At 44.3% G+C, this 15,368-nt stretch carries 15 protein-coding genes; 6 read left to right on the top strand and 9 right to left on the bottom strand.

Annotated features, from left to right (window positions below; translation table 11 throughout):
- The first annotated feature begins 57 nt into the window (after window positions 1–57).
- From DEU30_RS12585 to DEU30_RS12610, 6 genes are all read left to right on the top strand, one after another.
- Window positions 58–1,071, top strand: a complete 1,014-nt coding sequence (locus tag DEU30_RS12585) for a HEPN domain-containing protein (RefSeq protein WP_114982432.1) — start codon at window positions 58–60, stop codon at window positions 1,069–1,071.
- Between the two features lie 487 nt (window positions 1,072–1,558).
- Window positions 1,559–2,059 carry a hypothetical protein gene (locus tag DEU30_RS12590; protein WP_114982431.1) on the top strand — a complete coding sequence of 167 codons (501 nt, stop codon included), beginning with the start codon at window positions 1,559–1,561 and terminating at the stop codon, window positions 2,057–2,059.
- Between the two features lie 70 nt (window positions 2,060–2,129).
- On the top strand, window positions 2,130–2,747 hold the full coding sequence (locus DEU30_RS12595) for a hypothetical protein (RefSeq protein WP_114982430.1): 618 nt from the start codon (window positions 2,130–2,132) through the stop codon (window positions 2,745–2,747).
- Between the two features lie 212 nt (window positions 2,748–2,959).
- Window positions 2,960–3,655, top strand: a complete 696-nt coding sequence (locus DEU30_RS12600; RefSeq protein ID WP_114982429.1) for a hypothetical protein — start codon at window positions 2,960–2,962, stop codon at window positions 3,653–3,655.
- A gap of 75 nt (window positions 3,656–3,730) precedes the next feature.
- Window positions 3,731–4,366 carry a hypothetical protein gene (locus DEU30_RS12605; protein WP_114982428.1) on the top strand — a complete coding sequence of 212 codons (636 nt, stop codon included), beginning with the start codon at window positions 3,731–3,733 and terminating at the stop codon, window positions 4,364–4,366.
- Between the two features lie 88 nt (window positions 4,367–4,454).
- Window positions 4,455–5,378, top strand: a complete 924-nt coding sequence (locus DEU30_RS12610) for a hypothetical protein (protein WP_114982427.1) — start codon at window positions 4,455–4,457, stop codon at window positions 5,376–5,378.
- 237 nt (window positions 5,379–5,615) lie between these two features.
- Here DEU30_RS12610 and DEU30_RS12615 read toward each other — a convergent pair whose 3' ends face one another.
- The 9 genes from DEU30_RS12615 to gorA form a co-directional block, all read right to left on the bottom strand.
- Entirely contained in the window at window positions 5,616–6,116 is a 501-nt protein-coding gene (locus DEU30_RS12615) for a hypothetical protein (RefSeq protein ID WP_114982426.1), read from the bottom strand.
- Window positions 6,117–6,189: 73 nt separating this feature from the next.
- A complete protein-coding gene (locus tag DEU30_RS12620; RefSeq protein ID WP_227016392.1) occupies window positions 6,190–6,459 on the bottom strand; it encodes a hypothetical protein in 270 nt (89 codons plus the stop codon).
- A gap of 337 nt (window positions 6,460–6,796) precedes the next feature.
- Window positions 6,797–7,891, bottom strand: coding sequence for a hypothetical protein (locus DEU30_RS12625; protein ID WP_114982424.1), 1,095 nt, complete (start codon window positions 7,889–7,891; stop codon window positions 6,797–6,799).
- Window positions 7,892–7,951: 60 nt separating this feature from the next.
- Complete coding sequence (locus DEU30_RS12630; protein ID WP_114982423.1) at window positions 7,952–8,347, bottom strand: hypothetical protein; 396 nt, start codon at window positions 8,345–8,347, stop codon at window positions 7,952–7,954.
- Window positions 8,348–8,620: 273 nt separating this feature from the next.
- The gene (locus tag DEU30_RS12635; protein WP_114982422.1) at window positions 8,621–9,106 is read right to left on the bottom strand and encodes a hypothetical protein; all 486 of its coding nucleotides are present in this window, start codon (window positions 9,104–9,106) and stop codon (window positions 8,621–8,623) included.
- Between the two features lie 4 nt (window positions 9,107–9,110).
- On the bottom strand, window positions 9,111–10,982 hold the full coding sequence (locus DEU30_RS12640) for a hypothetical protein (RefSeq protein WP_114982421.1): 1,872 nt from the start codon (window positions 10,980–10,982) through the stop codon (window positions 9,111–9,113).
- Window positions 10,976–12,487 (bottom strand): hypothetical protein, encoded by a 1,512-nt coding sequence (locus tag DEU30_RS12645; protein WP_114982420.1) that lies wholly within the window; start codon window positions 12,485–12,487, stop codon window positions 10,976–10,978. Before DEU30_RS12645 ends, DEU30_RS12640 begins: the two co-directional genes overlap by 7 nt.
- The gene (locus DEU30_RS12650; protein ID WP_114982419.1) at window positions 12,477–13,712 is read right to left on the bottom strand and encodes a site-specific integrase; all 1,236 of its coding nucleotides are present in this window, start codon (window positions 13,710–13,712) and stop codon (window positions 12,477–12,479) included. Before DEU30_RS12650 ends, DEU30_RS12645 begins: the two co-directional genes overlap by 11 nt.
- A gap of 205 nt (window positions 13,713–13,917) precedes the next feature.
- The gene (gene gorA / locus DEU30_RS12655; protein ID WP_114982418.1) at window positions 13,918–15,270 is read right to left on the bottom strand and encodes a glutathione-disulfide reductase; all 1,353 of its coding nucleotides are present in this window, start codon (window positions 15,268–15,270) and stop codon (window positions 13,918–13,920) included.
- Between the last annotated feature and the right edge of the window lie 98 nt (window positions 15,271–15,368).

Genomic DNA, 15,368 nt, shown 5'->3' on the forward strand with positions numbered 1-15,368 from the left:
GACACTGTCTCAGCTAACCATCCACTTTGAAGGTCGACTGGATGGCCACATAGATTTATGAAAACTTGGCTGACACAGAATATTGAACACTCTCAAAAGTCGCTTTTTAACGACAAAGATTTTGACCCTACCCAATTTAGGCTGCCTCTTCAGGGTGTTGGTCATATTATTTTAGCATACAACGTTAGCGCCCATTATTCTGCGAGCGATTTTTCTTCAGGTGTACATTTTCCACCGTCACTCCATGTTATGCTTTCTGAAGAGCAACCGTTGGACTACCTTAAAGAGTTGTATGACAGATTCTATAATCTAATGTCCTTTATCATTGGCAATGATATTAGTGTTAACAGTCTGAAAATTGCTTTCGACACTACTATGTACTCGACAGTTAAAGCATCTTTGTATTATCCCCATACTAAGTATTGTCGCCAACGTAAGAGCAGGTACCCCTTATACCCACTGGGTAGAGATCTACGTTTCGATACCTTTGGTTACCCCGAATTTGACATTTCTGCCTTTGACCGCTTTTTCTCGTTAAACAACGATGACTCATCAAAGTGGAAGAAGTATCGAAAATATAGAGATATGAACAGCGTTGAAGAGCGATTTTTAGGTTACTTTAGACTCCTCGAGTCCCTTGCCTACAAGTCCAAAAATTATGTTGATGAAGAAGTTCTAGGCTCACTAATCGATAAGTTTAAACTGTGCCTTGTTAAAAGATTTGACGATCAAAAGTCAGTTACAAGCTTCTTAAAAGGTCTGCCTAGATATAATGGTTCTAAATACAATACCGCGAAATGTATTGGCGATTTCTATAAATCTTTACCTGAGGAAATACGATATAAATGGATATTTTCTAACAGCGATATTAATGGAATTTGCAAACTTAGAAATGATATAACTCATGCTAATGATTATCACGAAAGTGATGATAGCCTATATAAGAAGTCTATATTTATAGAGACACTTCTTGTTTTTGCCCTATACGAAAAGTTAGGTATACCCAGTGATAAAGTAGCGTCTATTATTCACAGGTTAGACGGACATGACCACATCATGAATAGAGGTTGAGATAGAGGTATATACTTAAGAGCCTTCTAGTGAGTAAATAATTGATGGAGTAAGTTCCCTTGAGTTTCAACAGTAACACTGCGGTGTGCGGTCACTGCATACTTTGCAAGTAGTAAAAATGGCATTGGCAGTAATCACAGATAACAACTTAATGAGCTTCGCACCTTAGGTGTTGGACACCTACTATGCGCTTAGTTTCTTTCCAGTTATCGATTATTGATGCGCGACACGTTCACTTCGACAATATTGCGCGCTTTGGTGTTGTGTATTTAAGTCGCTTACTGTCAATGGTATAAAAAAAAATAAAGGTTAGATATTGTGCGCTCGGTAGAGTGTAACTGAGCAAGTTCAAATTGCCTTTGCTAACTCTGAACATTTCAAGGCAGTAATGCTAGCTTGATCAGTAACTTAAGAACCGAAAACTATCAATTGAACGAATTCCGAAGTGCGCACGCACAATATACAAATGTTAGACAGGAGCAAGCGAGTGCCAACCATTGAGTCAATCAGGAGCACCTTGCGAAAGCAGTGCTCAACAACAGCAGGCGAAGACGGTGAGAAGTTCGCTGAAAACTGGCTCGCGAACTCTGGATGGACGTTCGAAAAGATCGCCCAAGGAAAGTGTAACCTTGCAGAGGAACTGAAAAAGTATGGTGGAAAGAGACCGGATTATCTGATTGAGGTAGATTCTGGTTCGGTAATTCTTGCAGATGCTAAGTATCACTCAACTGAAGATTGTACGAAATTTACGCTGACGGATGGCGAACTTGGTAAGTATCGAAGTTTAGCCAAATTTTGTGAGGATTCTTTTCCGGATAAAGTGTTTGACGTTGTATTTATGTTATTCCCGAAAGAATGTGACGGAAACAAATTTGTTTGGGTTCATCTGTGTGAGTTTGATAATGGAACAGCGACCACTTTAGGAGGCAAGCCAGCCACTGAAGTAGACCTGAGTGATAGAGGCGGGCTTTGGTGTGAAAATGCCTAACAAGTGCAGGCACGGCGACACCCACTACATTGCGCGCATGCTGCAAACGTTATGTCAACGAGGTTAAATAGTGGAAATTAGAAGGGATTTCACATCGGTATCTGAGTACCTTGATCGGCTTGTCCAGTATGCGGCAGCATTTCGTAAGAATAATTTAGAAGCATGGCCAGGTTTAAAAAACAATGAAGATTTTGATCGTGTCTATAGGATGGATTGGAATGAGCGTCGTGCTTTTGAAAATGTATATTCTCAAGGTAGAGACTGCGCTGTAGCCCTTTCGGACAGACTAATAAGGTTTAATTATCCAGAAGAAAACCCAACACTTACCGATTTCGTCGATTCACTACAAAAGGGTTGGCTATATCAATTGGATGACTTAAAGAAGGTCACCGAAGAGGCTAAGGAAGTTGCTGCATCGATTGAAAATACCCCATGGGCTGTCGAGCAAATGATCGTCTTGTACGAAGACCAACTGAGGCTAGTTGACGCTGCACGCAAGACTGTTGATATGCTAAAGAAAACGCGCTTATATAAGCTGGAGAATGGTATCGAATCAGTGGATCCTGAGCAGGATGGAAAAGAAAGCGAAACGCTAAAACCATGGTGGAAAAACTTTGATAGACGTATAGCGGTTATAGGGCTGATAGTTGCAATTGCTGGGCTGGCCTTATCCGCGGGCATTTTTTGAGACATAACTAGGCCAAGCAGAGCGACAGCCTTTTCGTTGCGGTTTCGCCTCCACTAAAAATCTGCGCATGTTGGTGGCTTTAACGTCCGTTCCTTGCACTAATCTGGCAGTCTGTTGAGAGTGAGGGCTGGAGATTCTTCGAATCGCTGGACGTCTCGCGCCTCACAACCAGCGCACGAGGCTGGCGTTAAACCTCAAGGGAGTAAGAGAAAATGCCACTATACTTACCAAGGAAAGTAGTTCTTAACTGGTACCTGTATGACGTATCGTTCTCGTTAGAGCTTATAAAGAGCTTCATCGAAGGTATTGAAACTCAGGCTGATGAGTCGGTAGCTAGATTTGAAAAAAAGAAAAAAACGCTAGTACTTGATGAAGTGCCTGAGGAAAACCATACTCGAGTGGTTGACGTTCATCAAGGTCTTGATGATGAAACATGGGATCTTGCAGAATTATTCATTAATTACTTTCCGAGCCTTCAAAGGCGGTCAGCTCTGCTTACACTGTCAGGTTATTTTGAACACGAGCTTGATAAATTATGCTTGCTCTACCAGTCTGAAAGGTCTTACCAGTCATCACTTTCTGACATAAAACGTAAAGGAATCGATAGATCAACTAACTATCTAGAAAAGGTTGCAGGTATAGATGTTCATAAAACATCATCAGAGTGGAACGAGATAAAAAAAATACAAAAAATACGTAATGTCATAGTGCATCAGGACGGGAAGCTCAGTGACTATCAGGGAAACTCGATCAAGGCGGCAAAGGACTTCATAAAGCAAGTTGATTCATTAGATGGTGAGGAAGAAGTTGTCATTAAAAGTGGCTTTCTTTCTTACGTTGTCGGCATCTATGAATCGTATTTCCAGTTACTTAGCGAATCCATTTCAACGAAAGAAAAGAATGCTTAACAAGGCCTGGCACTCTATTGAACGAATTCTGAAGTGCGTAAGCACACTTTATAAATGTTATGACGAAAGTACTCTATGCCTGAACAATTAGACGATAGTAGCGAAGATACCTATGCAGGCCGTCGAATTAGGGCTGCAATGCATCCATTTTCGGTTGAATTTTTGGCGGGTTGTCGAAAGTTTTCTGATTTAGCCGAAGAGACTGACGATGGGCAAGAAGTTATGATTTACGCCACATCTTGCATCGTGAATGCCGCTTGTTTCTTGGAGGCAAAGCTAAATGAAGAGATTGCGGTCGCGCGGATTTGCTTTGATAAGGGCTCGGATGAGCGGAAGTGTTGGGACGAGCTTAAGGAAAGCGAACGAAGCTATTCGGTTCCTCAAAAATGGAGTCAAATAGCCGCGCTTACGGGCGGCTGTCGTTGGGATTCAGGGGTAGACCCGTTTCAGTCTTTTGAAACCATCTCATCATTGAGAAACGAACTTATACATTTCAAGGGCGATCTACTTGGCAAAGACGAAGCGCCATCGAGAAAAATAGCCGGTCTTATGCGGCAGCTAAATATTAAAAGCAAAGCCACATGGATCGAAGATGACTGCTCCAGCTGGATTACTGATCTTCTCTCAGAAAAGTCTATTGTAAGGTGGGTATCGGAAAAAGTCACATCGTTCGACCAGCAGTACTATGAGCTTATGCATGGTCGGTCATAACGAGTAGCTGTTGTCACAAGCGTCTCTACTGGCGCTCCGGCGCGCCGCAAAACCAAGCACTATGCAATAAAGGGAACGGAGGTTTAAATTGTCACTTCTCCAACAGATTCAGGAGTCCGTGGTTCAAGAAGGAGTCGATCTCGGGTCAATTCTATTAAAGCTGCGCCTTCTTGCTGCGAGGCTTGGTAGCGATATACTTGAAGAGTGGGTGAAGCACGAATCCGAGGGTTATCCGAGAGATTTCGATGTTCCTTCTTATCGAGTGGTTGGCGTTACCTACCGTGGCACCTTTTCAGGTGCATTTGGTGCTGGCATCAAAAACGCACAAATACCGCCTTATCTCATCGAAAAGCACGCCGGTGAAGACTGGACGAAGTACAAAGTTCGGGAGAGCATTGCTGCTGTGGATGAGATGGTTAAAAAGAATGCCTCTGATGGAAGTTCTTTCGGCATAGATTCCTCAAATCTAATTTTGCTACTTCAAGGCAAGGTATATGAGGGTCACGCCTGCAATGATATAAGTGGGTCAATTTCCCCCACCTCGTTCTATGAAATTCGGCAAGCTGTTCGAAGCCGAATTCTTGAACTTACTCTCGAATTAGAGAGATCAGTGCCCGGTGCTGCCCATGTGGCATTTGGAACAGCCAAGGCAGAGAAAAAGGATGCTGAGCAAGTTCAGCAAATTTCACAGCAAATCATCTATGGAAATGTCTCAACCGCCGTAGCCGGTGGCGGTGGTTCCCAAATAGCCGTTGCGGTGAACGAAAAAGATGGCGAGTCTTTTATTAACCACCTTGTTAAGTCTGGAATCCCAGAAAAAGATGCAGCTGAATTAGCGGAAATTATAGCAACGGAGCAACCGTCTAGCGTCGAAGAGCCTTTTGGCGAGAAGGCCAGAAAATGGCTAGGTAACAATCTCAACAAGGCAGCAGAAGGCACATGGAGCGTAGGGGTCTCTGTGGCCACGAAAGTTCTCACCGAAGCTGCGCTGAAATATTACGGCCTCAAGTGAAAATGCATCGCAAGGCGATCAAACTCCCTCCCTTCGGTCGCCGGGCCTCGCTAACGTTCGCCCGTTTTATTTCCGCTCTTGGCACGTTTGCGACTGTCAGATTTGATTGAGTTCTGTTAATCGAACTTGACAGATAAAGTAAAGATTTATTCAGTTAATGATACTGAACGTTTTCTAATTTAGCCGTTGGTTGGGAAGGTTACTCTATTTAAGAAAGGCTGTTTGAATCGTGACTAGCTATCTGATTTGTATAGATTCTCGAATCCATTTTTTTGAGTGTGTATATCTAATATCAACAGAAAAATAGGGCATCCCGTTTTCTTTGTGGTTTTGTGTCGCCCTTGCTTGATCAAAACGGCATAACCAAACGTGACCGGGTTCAATTACATAAGGGAGAGGTTGGGTAAACGGTTGATACTCAGTCATTACACCCATAGCCCTTTTCATTCCTTTGGGCGTATCGTTTTGGGAAAACCTTATCTCAAGAATTGTGGTCGCTGATTTTCCGAGATTTTTAACTTCTACTGCTATAAAAGGTTTCATCTGCCGCATTTCAGCTCCACCTTCAATGATTTTTTTTCCTGGCTCGTATTCAATTTTTCCCATCCAGTCATATACGTTAGGGGAGGTTGTGACGTTAATCCTTGGTTTAGAAAGTACCCACGATAAAATGCTCCATCCAAGTAAAGCGGTTGAGAGTATCGCTCCCCACCATGCTGTAAAGTTTTGACTGTCCATAGAGTACCTGGTTGTTAAAGCAAAAATAAAAGGCGTTTTAGGTAAGTCAGGTTCTCGACTTCACTGCGGGCTGTTATTTGCACCGAAATTCCAGTGAAACGTTCCCTGGTTTTGCAAAGCCTGAATCTGTCATTTCCAAATTCACAGTTTCTACTTTCTTATTGGACTTAGCGCAAAATGCATTTGCTTCTTCATAGACTTCAGCCTTGACTGCATCTGGAGGGCCAAAGCCAACTTGAGCGCTTCGTTGGGCGATCATGTAAACACCGTCATCCATAGGAACGACACCAGTACTGCTGCAGGCCGTCAGTAATAAAGCAGAGCAAATCAACAATTTCTTCATCGATATTCCTTAATTTTAAAGTAGCGCGGGAATCGCTGTTAGATAGCTACGTAAGAACCAGTTATTTCCGGAATGCGGTTTCCGGCGCTCTTTCGCATCGCTCTCGAGCAACCTCAATAGCGTGCCTCCCAGCGTTCGGTGCTGACTTTAAAGTTGGATAAGAACCTATTTCCTTAAAGTACTGAACTCCAAGGCTTACACAGCGGTTATATGTGTCTTTTTCCTTAGCTTCGCGCGCGACTCTTTCCTCGCTGCTTTCGCCACAAGAAGAAATAGCCAAAACCGATAAAAAAGCGAAAATCCCTTTTTGAGTCATAACAAATCCCTTAACGATAGGTTACTCCCTAAACAGCTCATCAAATACGACATTCTTAAGTTTACCCATATCCTCTGGTTGATCTCTTCCCAATGAAAAAATTTCATCTAGTTCATTGCGAGACATTCGAAAAAACATGTTTCTTGATGACTGGTTTCCAATTCTGATGTGAAATGACAAAACAAAAGTGTTAATGGAGACTTTGGATTCATACAGTCTCGTTGCAAGTTCGTGTGCGTATTCAAATACATTATTTCGAACTTGTTTTGGGGTGACGTTCGAAATATTGACATCGATATTAAACCACCCCTCACCATTGTCAATTTTATCAAGGAAGCTCACGGAAATTTCGCCGTCAATAAACTTTCGTGGAGTCGTTGGATTTAACTCATAGAGCCCGTGATTATTAAGGAACTCTCTTAACGCGCGTTTCTCTACGATATTTTTTTGCTTTTCGTCCTCGGACTGTTCTTCTGCTGCTTCCTGCGAGTTTGCCGACATTTCCATTCCAGTGTAGATGAAGAACTCTGGAATAAACTTCGTGATTTTATAAAGAGTATAGAACAGTGGTATGACGCAGCTATAAAAGATGGCTGTTTTCGTAAGGTATAAAGAATGAGAGTTGACTATAGATATAACGTAGGGGTACAGCAAAAATAGAATTACTGGAAGTAACAACAGGATATTCTTCAATGCTCCACGATTAGATATATATCTGAAGTAAGCTCGTATTTTTCCATAATGTCTGGGCACGAATTTTGTAGAATGTATGGTAAGTATATATCCTTCTTCTTTAGCGTAATCCAACGTTGCACTCAAGAAATATATTAAATATAGGCCGTATAGCCAAGAAGCCACAGCTAAATTATCGGAAAAGAACAGGGCTAAGAAGGGAGCCGCAGTAAGGTATGCCAGTGAGTAGAGCAATTGCCGGCCAAAGTGCAAATACAGTTCTAAAAACATTCGTCTAGAGAATTTGAATGAAGAAAACCCGCTTTGTAGAACGAATAGCATCGCAGCGAAAGCAATACCAAATAGAACTCCAGATACTGAGAGCAGGGTTCTGTAGAAATCTTCAAGAGCAATTGGTAATGGAGGATTGAGAATTATGTCCAAGTTACCTGTTTCCTTAACGTTTTAAATATTGGTGGCGCAGGCGTTCTAATGTCGTTTATGTTAAACCCTGGAATCAAATCCTGACGAAGCCTGGAGCCCACCCACCAGAAATGCCAGATAAGAAGCAAGCACGATGATTACGGTCAAAAGTGTAATGTACTTGCCGATCTTCATACCTTGAGGGTTTCTCACTTCGTGTAGATATCTAAACTGGGCTAAGTATGAGACTCCAGTGGCTAGAGCGGCTAGCGTTACGCCCGAGATGTAGTATTTCAAAGCGCAAGTAAAGTAGTCCATACCTGAAGCAACATTTACATTGCCGAGGAATGTTAGTAATGATATTGCGGCGCCACCATTAATTATCATGGCGCTTTTCAGAGCCATAGCGGCCATTTGCATTACAGATCTAAACTGCTCTAGCTTAGTCTCTTCTTGGAGTTTTAAGTTGTTTTGCATCATCATCCTCTAAGATTTAACATTTAAAACAGGGATGTAGTTTCTATTCGTTAATTTTTTATTAAATAAAATAAAAATCCCTGTTTAGGTAATATACCACCGTCAACCTTAAATATTTTCTGCGTGGAACTATGGGTAATTAATCTTAGAGTTGAAGATCTCATTGGTGAAATATTTGTATGTATTATCTCAGCAAGAAAATAGGGTGTATTCAGTGTAAACCACTAAACTCTTAGTACACTTCAGAGTATTCTAGAACATGTAGTATTTCAACTACCCTTCATTTATCGCCACAAGCTTCGCGCGTTTAAATTCAGCGACCTCGTCGTTTGCTTGCTTCAATAAACTTTTGTTGTTTTCGTGCTCTCTCTGCAGCAGTTTATAATGCTGTCCTAACGTTGCGAGCTGCGATGACAATTTATCCGACTCTTGCTGTTGCCGTTCATTCTTTAGTTTTAACTCTTTGTTTTCTGCTTTTAGTTTTGTTATTTCGCGTCGAAGAGCCAGGTCACCTTCACTTTTCCCTGCCGAATAAGCAGGTCGTGGCAGTTTAGCACCGTACATAGAGGCTACCGTCTCTGCTATTTCGGCGCGTAGCTGCTCATAATGAAACGCTGAGTTTCGGCCCAAGCCAGCCTCATCTTCAACTGCTTTGACAGACAGCTTTCTCTTTTTCGATATTATTTGCGGGCATCCACGCAAAATTCGGTTAAATGCATCGGTCAATTTTCTCTCTGTATCGTTTAAACGTCTTTCCATTTTACTACTCCTTTTCTGCTAATAATTTCATCAAAACGTTTTCTATCTGAATGAAGTGCTGATTCAGCGCGTTATTATCAGCTTGGTCGCGCTGGTCACGAATTACCTGCAGCCTCTCTTGTGCCCAGTGCTTTAGTTCTTTCGATAATGTACTGGAGGACAGAATTCCGGAATTGCACGCTCTGGCATGCATGCAATTAGTGATCAATGAACATGAATGTTCGTGACCTAGAAGCTTAGCGCTCTCCTCGAGAGTACTTTGGCTACTAAATGTCTTTGCTTCCCAATAAGCAATGACGCCCTCTTCAGGCACTCTGGTTGGTGGTTTGTAGTTATTAAGCGCGGCATCGGTCGCGCCATTCGCGTAATGAAGCGCCATGGTTAACGATAAATGCTTATACTGATACATAATGTCATGCGCAGATGCCAGGTCGTGGCGTCTGAGATATACCGCCATAGTCCGTCTGAGCTGGTGACTGGTGATGTGCCACAGTTGACCAACTGAAAGTTTCATTGAGGCGCCCGGGTTCACTATATTTAACTCTTCTAAGTCGCCGGGCTCTATTTCAGCGTTAATATGTCTGACTAAATTATTGTAGCGAGAGTTAAGACCTCTGTTTCGCACCGGTACAGGCACTCTGCTTAGTTTATTCTGGCTGAGCCATAGGTGGTTTTGATAGGGCAGCTCATTGTACTTGAGTGTTGATCTTTCTGACTCAGTGAGTGCTTTTGCGAGTTCAAGTGCGCTAAATACCACGGGAGCGACTACGAACGTCGCTTTTTTTACGCCGCCCGCAATGAACTTATAGCTGTCTGCGCGTACTTTATAAATGGTTTCACCGTCACGCTCAGTCGAGAACCAGTCGCCGATTTCGATACTTAAAAGCTCTGAGCTTCGCATACCAGAGAAAGCCTGAGTTACGAGCAGAGAAGCATTCATTAACTGTCGTTTATACTCCAGCCAGTCGGCGTACGAGTTGATGTTAAAGCGCCTGATTGAAAGCTGCTTTATAGCAGATTCATACAGCTTCTTGCGCCCGATCCTTGCTTCACGCGATATTTCTTCCGTTACTGTTTTTTGGTGCGCGGTTTTTGATGTGAACCTTGAGGGCTGAAGCCACTTCCAGATGCCAGATTCTATTTTTTGCTCAATTTTCTCTTTGGCGTCGTTATAAATCGTTAATTCTTGTTGTTTGATAAATGAGAGTTCATCTTTAACACTGAACGCTTCTTCAATAAGCGCTACTGACTCTGAGTAAATGCAGGTCATCAGTCGTGGTGGTATGACGAGCGTCTGCTGCTGTCTTTTGTGGCTAACTCTTCGAAGTGTTTCTTTCAGCGGAAGGTCGCGAAGACCGACTTGAAACGGCAACAGCGTGTCAAAGTGACTCGCCTTTTTCAGTGCAATGAGCTTTTGTCTTATTGTGCTGACACTTTCGTCTGCTGCAGCGAGTTGCTCAAAATACTCGTTGAGTAACATCGGTTGCTGGAGTTCGCTTAAACATTCTGCCCGTTGTTCGATCAGAAAGTTTAACGCTGACTTAAATTTTCCAAAGCGCGTGGCCTTGCTGGAAATCTTAGTTCGGTCTTCAAAGTTAAGCCACAAGTAGACAATAACTTTGGTCTGAAACAAAAGTTTCGGATGGTCCTTTAGCAGCGAGAAGTCGAATGAGTAAGCGTTTTTATCACGCAGTCCCGGCACCATTTTTTTCAGCTGCCAGAAGTTATCTTTAAATACGGACTCACAGCTTAAAAAAACGGGCATATTGGGCAATGTATCGGTATCCATGCGCCGAACAAGCCCGACAAACTCTTTCAGTGGGTCGAGCCTTAGTTGCTTGTCCGTGTGCTCCAGGAATCGGTCTTCGGCTAACATTTGTCTGTTACCTGCTTTAAGCTGTTTCCTTGCCACAGCGGGTGGGGACCGAGCTTTTCGAACAAGGCATGCGCTTCATTGCGGATGCCCTGTGAAAAGCATTCAAAGTTTCGCTCAGCCATTTCTGATATCAGTGGCCACTTGGATGTTAATGTTTGACTCTCAAGTTGCTTTATTAGACTGAGGTAGAGCCAGGCCGAGTAGGGCTCGTCAATTAACGCCTGGTGCTCACAACTGAAACACTTAAAAATCGACTCTAACTGAAGCGAGTGTTTGGTTTCTGACGCAGTCTCAGGTTGTGACTCCGCTTTGCTTTCAATGGGTTGCGTCACGTTTTGATAGATATGCTTCAGGCTACTTGCCATGCGAGACTCGCTCTCAAATGCGCTGGTACGAGAGTAATTGTTTGTTACTTGAGTGACTTGGTTATCGAGCATACGCGCTGATGAGTGAGCGCCGTTTCTTCTCGCTTCTTCAAGGCTCACGTTGACTCGAAAGTTTGAAATCAGCGGGAATAGCTCCGAGCCATCATCCGCTTTAAGCGCGAAGCTTTTTTTGAACCACTTATTAAAATTGCTGAGGTGCGCACTTTGCAGTCTCTCTGCTTGCTGTGTCGGGAATGCAAATAGCCATGGGGTTTGTGGCGCTGTCTGATGAGCAACTTCGGCTAAACAACGAAAAATTTGACTGAGATAAGAGCCCGATTCCTCCGGGATGGGCGTCGAAACATGCGCATAGCGCGCCCTGGGTTTTACCTGTGTGTATTTGAGATATCGCTTACCGTCGATAACCGTCGTCTCCAGCTCTCGCGTCATTTTCAACAAAACACTGCTGTTGAGCCCGGTAAAAAAACTCACGAGATAGGCGCCACAGGCAACGAAGCGACTTAATGCGCCGGTCACCTGGTGCTGTTTTCCATGAATCTGCACGGTTGCGATAGACTGCCACTTGGTGCCGATAAACCCGGTCGGGTCGGCTTTATAGGCGGTGAATAACTGACTGAACAAGTCGTAGAGAGTCACAACAAGCAGTTCAAGCTCCCGTTGAGAATATCCTTCATGGGAAGTTGCCTGAGAGCGCTTGAGCCGGCGTACGAAGTCAAAGTATTCGGCGTAATTGCTGTTGATGGCCTCTAGCGTCGCTTTCAACTCAGATACGGCTTTGACATAAACCGAGTCAAGAATATTACCTTGCAGCTGTTTATCAAAAAGGTGCTCGGTGTAAGCGTTGACTGAAACCGCCTCAAACGGATTCTGAGCGATTTTATCGCAAAACCTAACGTATGACGCCAGTTGTTTAAATTTACTCGACCACGAGGCTGCTGAGCCTAGCATATGGTCAAAAGCATCTAGGCATTCACGCATGAAATCACGTGAGCGTATCGGTGTGAGCTTTTTGAGCTCGTCTGAGTCGGGTACGAGTGCATAACGCAGTCGATTGAAGTCATGCGTTTTTAATTTACCGCCGGGCATTTCCCAGACGCGAACGCCGTTGTCACCACGCATTGCGGATCCTCATGCCACCGCAAAGCTTATCCATCAAATGCTCTTTACGTTCGTTATTTTTAGCTTTTAGCAAATCATTGCTGATCAACAGCGTGTATATGAATGTTGTGAAGCCGCTGCTATGCCCGAGCAGTCTTTGCAGGTAGGACGCTTTGTGCTCTTCGCCCAGACCGTTTAACTCTTCTGATTTCATGAAATTAAGTGCGAAGGTGGCTCGCAGATCGTGAAAGCGCACGTTAAAACCCAATTCAAACAAAGACGCTAGTTTGGCTTTGAACTTGTACCAATGCGCATAGAGCGTGTGCTGGCTGTACCGGGTGCCGCGTTTCGTGATGAAAACCGGGGCGTGCTTGGCGTTGTCTTGGAGCTTATGCTTGAGCTCAAGATACGGCTCACTGGTGATGTAGCGCTGTATCGCTGAAAATAGAGCCTTCGGTATCTCAACCTCTCGCGACTTTGAGAATTTCGTCTTCATGCCAAATTCAGGACCGATATTAATTTTGACGTGATCCGGTCTGATTACGCTTTGCCTTGCCGTTTTCACCGCGCTCAGCGTTAAGCTGGTGGCTTCGGATATACGAAGACCGGCGCGGGTGGCAAGCTCGCAGAGCATACGAAAAACCGGCGGTTGACGTTTAAGCTCTTGTTCGAACGCTCGTTGCGTCTCCTCGCCCATGGCTGCGAGCTGAGGCTCGGAGCTTTGGAACCCGTGGAACCGCAGATCAGTGGTGAAGATTTGAAAGACGGCGCCGGATTTGGCCGGCACTTTCGTTTGGTAAGCACGAAACGGCATGCAGTCCTCTGAAAATGAGACAAGCCCTTCTGACATGACGTATTTGTAAAACTGAATGACCCACCGCATGTAGGCACTGGCCGTTGATTTTTTTATTTCGCCTTGGTGAAGCTGTTTTTTCAGCGAACGGTGGTAGGCGTACGTTGGGCGCTGACTCTTGTCATAAGGCATCTCGTCCCAGCGCATATCATTTTGCTCAAGGAACTCCCAGTATCGTTTCAGGCCGAAAGCGGACGGGTACAGCGCTTTTTGCGTTTTCTCGAGGATGAGATATTGAAAGTAGGATGTTGCTATCTCGACCCTTCTCCCCTTGGAGTCATCGAGAAAATGCATTTGGTCGGTGGTGTGTCCGTTGCAGTACACCAGCTTATCATCAACGGTCTTAACGGACTTGTAGATGATAAATTGCTTGTGTCGGCGTAATTGAGCCATGAGCCAATCCTCGTAAAAGATTAATGGCTCAATTATGCCTCGCTTTTTTACTCACCAATCTTAGATAAGGGCACGAATTTGGCACCTTAAATCCGCTGATTGATTTTTTTGAGCGATTCGAAAGCAACGTTCAACTAAAAAATTTCTGTTGTCGCTGCCTTCAGAATCCCCTTAAAAGCGTGTTTTGATGATTGTTTGATACTAGCTATTTAAATAAAACAAACTCTTCAGCACTGGTCGGATGCAGAGCCACAGTCGAATCTAAGTCAGCTTTAGTTGCCCCCATCTTCAAAGCAACGGCAAAGCCTTGTAATATCTCGTCCATACCTTCACCAATACCGTGAATGCCGACCACTTTTTCTTCTTTGCCGTGGCATACCAGCTTAAAATAACTAAGAGCTCGGTGCGGGGTAACGGCGTTGTACATGGCCGCGAACGATGACTTATACACGGTAATGTTGTCTTCGCCGAATTTGAGCTTAGCGTCTTCCTCGCTCAGACCAACGGTACCAATGGTCGGGTGGCTGAATACAACGGTCGGAATGTTTTCAAAGTCCATGTGCGCGTTTGGCATGTTGTTAAACAAACGCTCCGCCAGTAAGCGTCCTGCTTTTATAGCAACCGGTGTAAGTGCTGCGGCACCAGTATTATCGCCTACAGCGTAAATACCTTGTACGTTGGTATTCTGGAATTTATCGACGTTAATAAAGCCTTCGCTATCCAGTTCTACACCGGTGCATTCCAGGTTAATTTTATCGGTGGATGGCACGCGGCCTATAGCCCAGACTAAGCAGTCGAAGCCGTCCATTGTCTGACCACCTTCAAAGTGCAGCGTTAACGTACCGTCGTCTTGCTTAACCACTTCACGAACGGTGGTTTCTGTATGAAGTTCAGGGCCGTCCTGCTTCATGCGCTCCAGCAAACCATCGGTAATATCTTTATCAAAGGTACGCAACGGACGATCACGTCGCACCATTAAGTGCGTGTCAGTGCCTAATGCATGGAAGACACCGGCAATTTCAACGGCAATATAACCGGCTCCGATAACGGCTGCCTTTTTAGGCTGTTCCGTCAGGGCAAAGAAGCCGTCAGAGTCTATACCATGCTCAGCACCGGGAACTTCGGGGATCATGGGGCGCCCGCCGGTGGCAATGGTAATATGGTCAGCGGTAATCTTTTCTCCGTTAACTTCTACTGTTTTGTGGTCAACGAATTTCGCAAAGCCTTCTATAAACTCAACGCCATTACCTTGAAAGCCGCGATGGTAACCACCGTGAATGCGTTCAATATAGGCTTCGCGGTTTTTAACCATAGTCGCCCAGTCAAAACCTTTCTGTTCAAGCTCAAAGCCGTATGACGGCGAGTATTTTATGGCTTCAGCAATATGAGCGCCGTACCACATGACTTTCTTGGGAACACAGCCCACGTTTACGCAGGTGCCGCCAACGTGTTTCGCTTCAATAACGGCGGCTTTCGCGCCACGTATCGCTGCGCGGTTGGCTGAGGCTATGCCGCCACTACCTGCGCCTATCGCAAGATAGTCATAATGTCTGGTCATATTGCTTAACTCCTGTACTCAATTCAAAAACTGCGGATATCTTGAATAAAAACCCCGTATCTTGCAAATAAAGACACGGGGTTGTCATGCTTTTTATA

The sequence above is a fragment of the Idiomarina sp. 017G genome (genome assembly GCF_004362265.1).
Taxonomy (GTDB): Bacteria; Pseudomonadota; Gammaproteobacteria; order Enterobacterales; family Alteromonadaceae; genus Idiomarina; species Idiomarina loihiensis.

Excerpts from the sequence above, each read along its gene's own strand:
- DEU30_RS12650 (WP_114982419.1), bottom strand. The coding sequence starts at position 13,712 with ATGGCTCAATTACGCCGACACAAGCAATTTATCATCTACAAGTCCGTT.
- DEU30_RS12620 (WP_227016392.1), bottom strand. The coding sequence starts at position 6,459 with ATGAAGAAATTGTTGATTTGCTCTGCTTTATTACTGACGGCCTGCAGC.
- DEU30_RS12645 (WP_114982420.1), bottom strand. The coding sequence starts at position 12,487 with ATGCGTGGTGACAACGGCGTTCGCGTCTGGGAAATGCCCGGCGGTAAA.
- DEU30_RS12585 (WP_114982432.1), top strand. The coding sequence starts at position 58 with ATGAAAACTTGGCTGACACAGAATATTGAACACTCTCAAAAGTCGCTT.
- DEU30_RS12605 (WP_114982428.1), top strand. The coding sequence starts at position 3,731 with ATGCCTGAACAATTAGACGATAGTAGCGAAGATACCTATGCAGGCCGT.
- DEU30_RS12615 (WP_114982426.1), bottom strand. The coding sequence starts at position 6,116 with ATGGACAGTCAAAACTTTACAGCATGGTGGGGAGCGATACTCTCAACC.
- DEU30_RS12640 (WP_114982421.1), bottom strand. The coding sequence starts at position 10,982 with ATGTTAGCCGAAGACCGATTCCTGGAGCACACGGACAAGCAACTAAGG.
- DEU30_RS12600 (WP_114982429.1), top strand. The coding sequence starts at position 2,960 with ATGCCACTATACTTACCAAGGAAAGTAGTTCTTAACTGGTACCTGTAT.
- gorA (WP_114982418.1), bottom strand. The coding sequence starts at position 15,270 with ATGACCAGACATTATGACTATCTTGCGATAGGCGCAGGTAGTGGCGGC.
- DEU30_RS12630 (WP_114982423.1), bottom strand. The coding sequence starts at position 8,347 with ATGCAAAACAACTTAAAACTCCAAGAAGAGACTAAGCTAGAGCAGTTT.
- DEU30_RS12635 (WP_114982422.1), bottom strand. The coding sequence starts at position 9,106 with ATGGAAAGACGTTTAAACGATACAGAGAGAAAATTGACCGATGCATTT.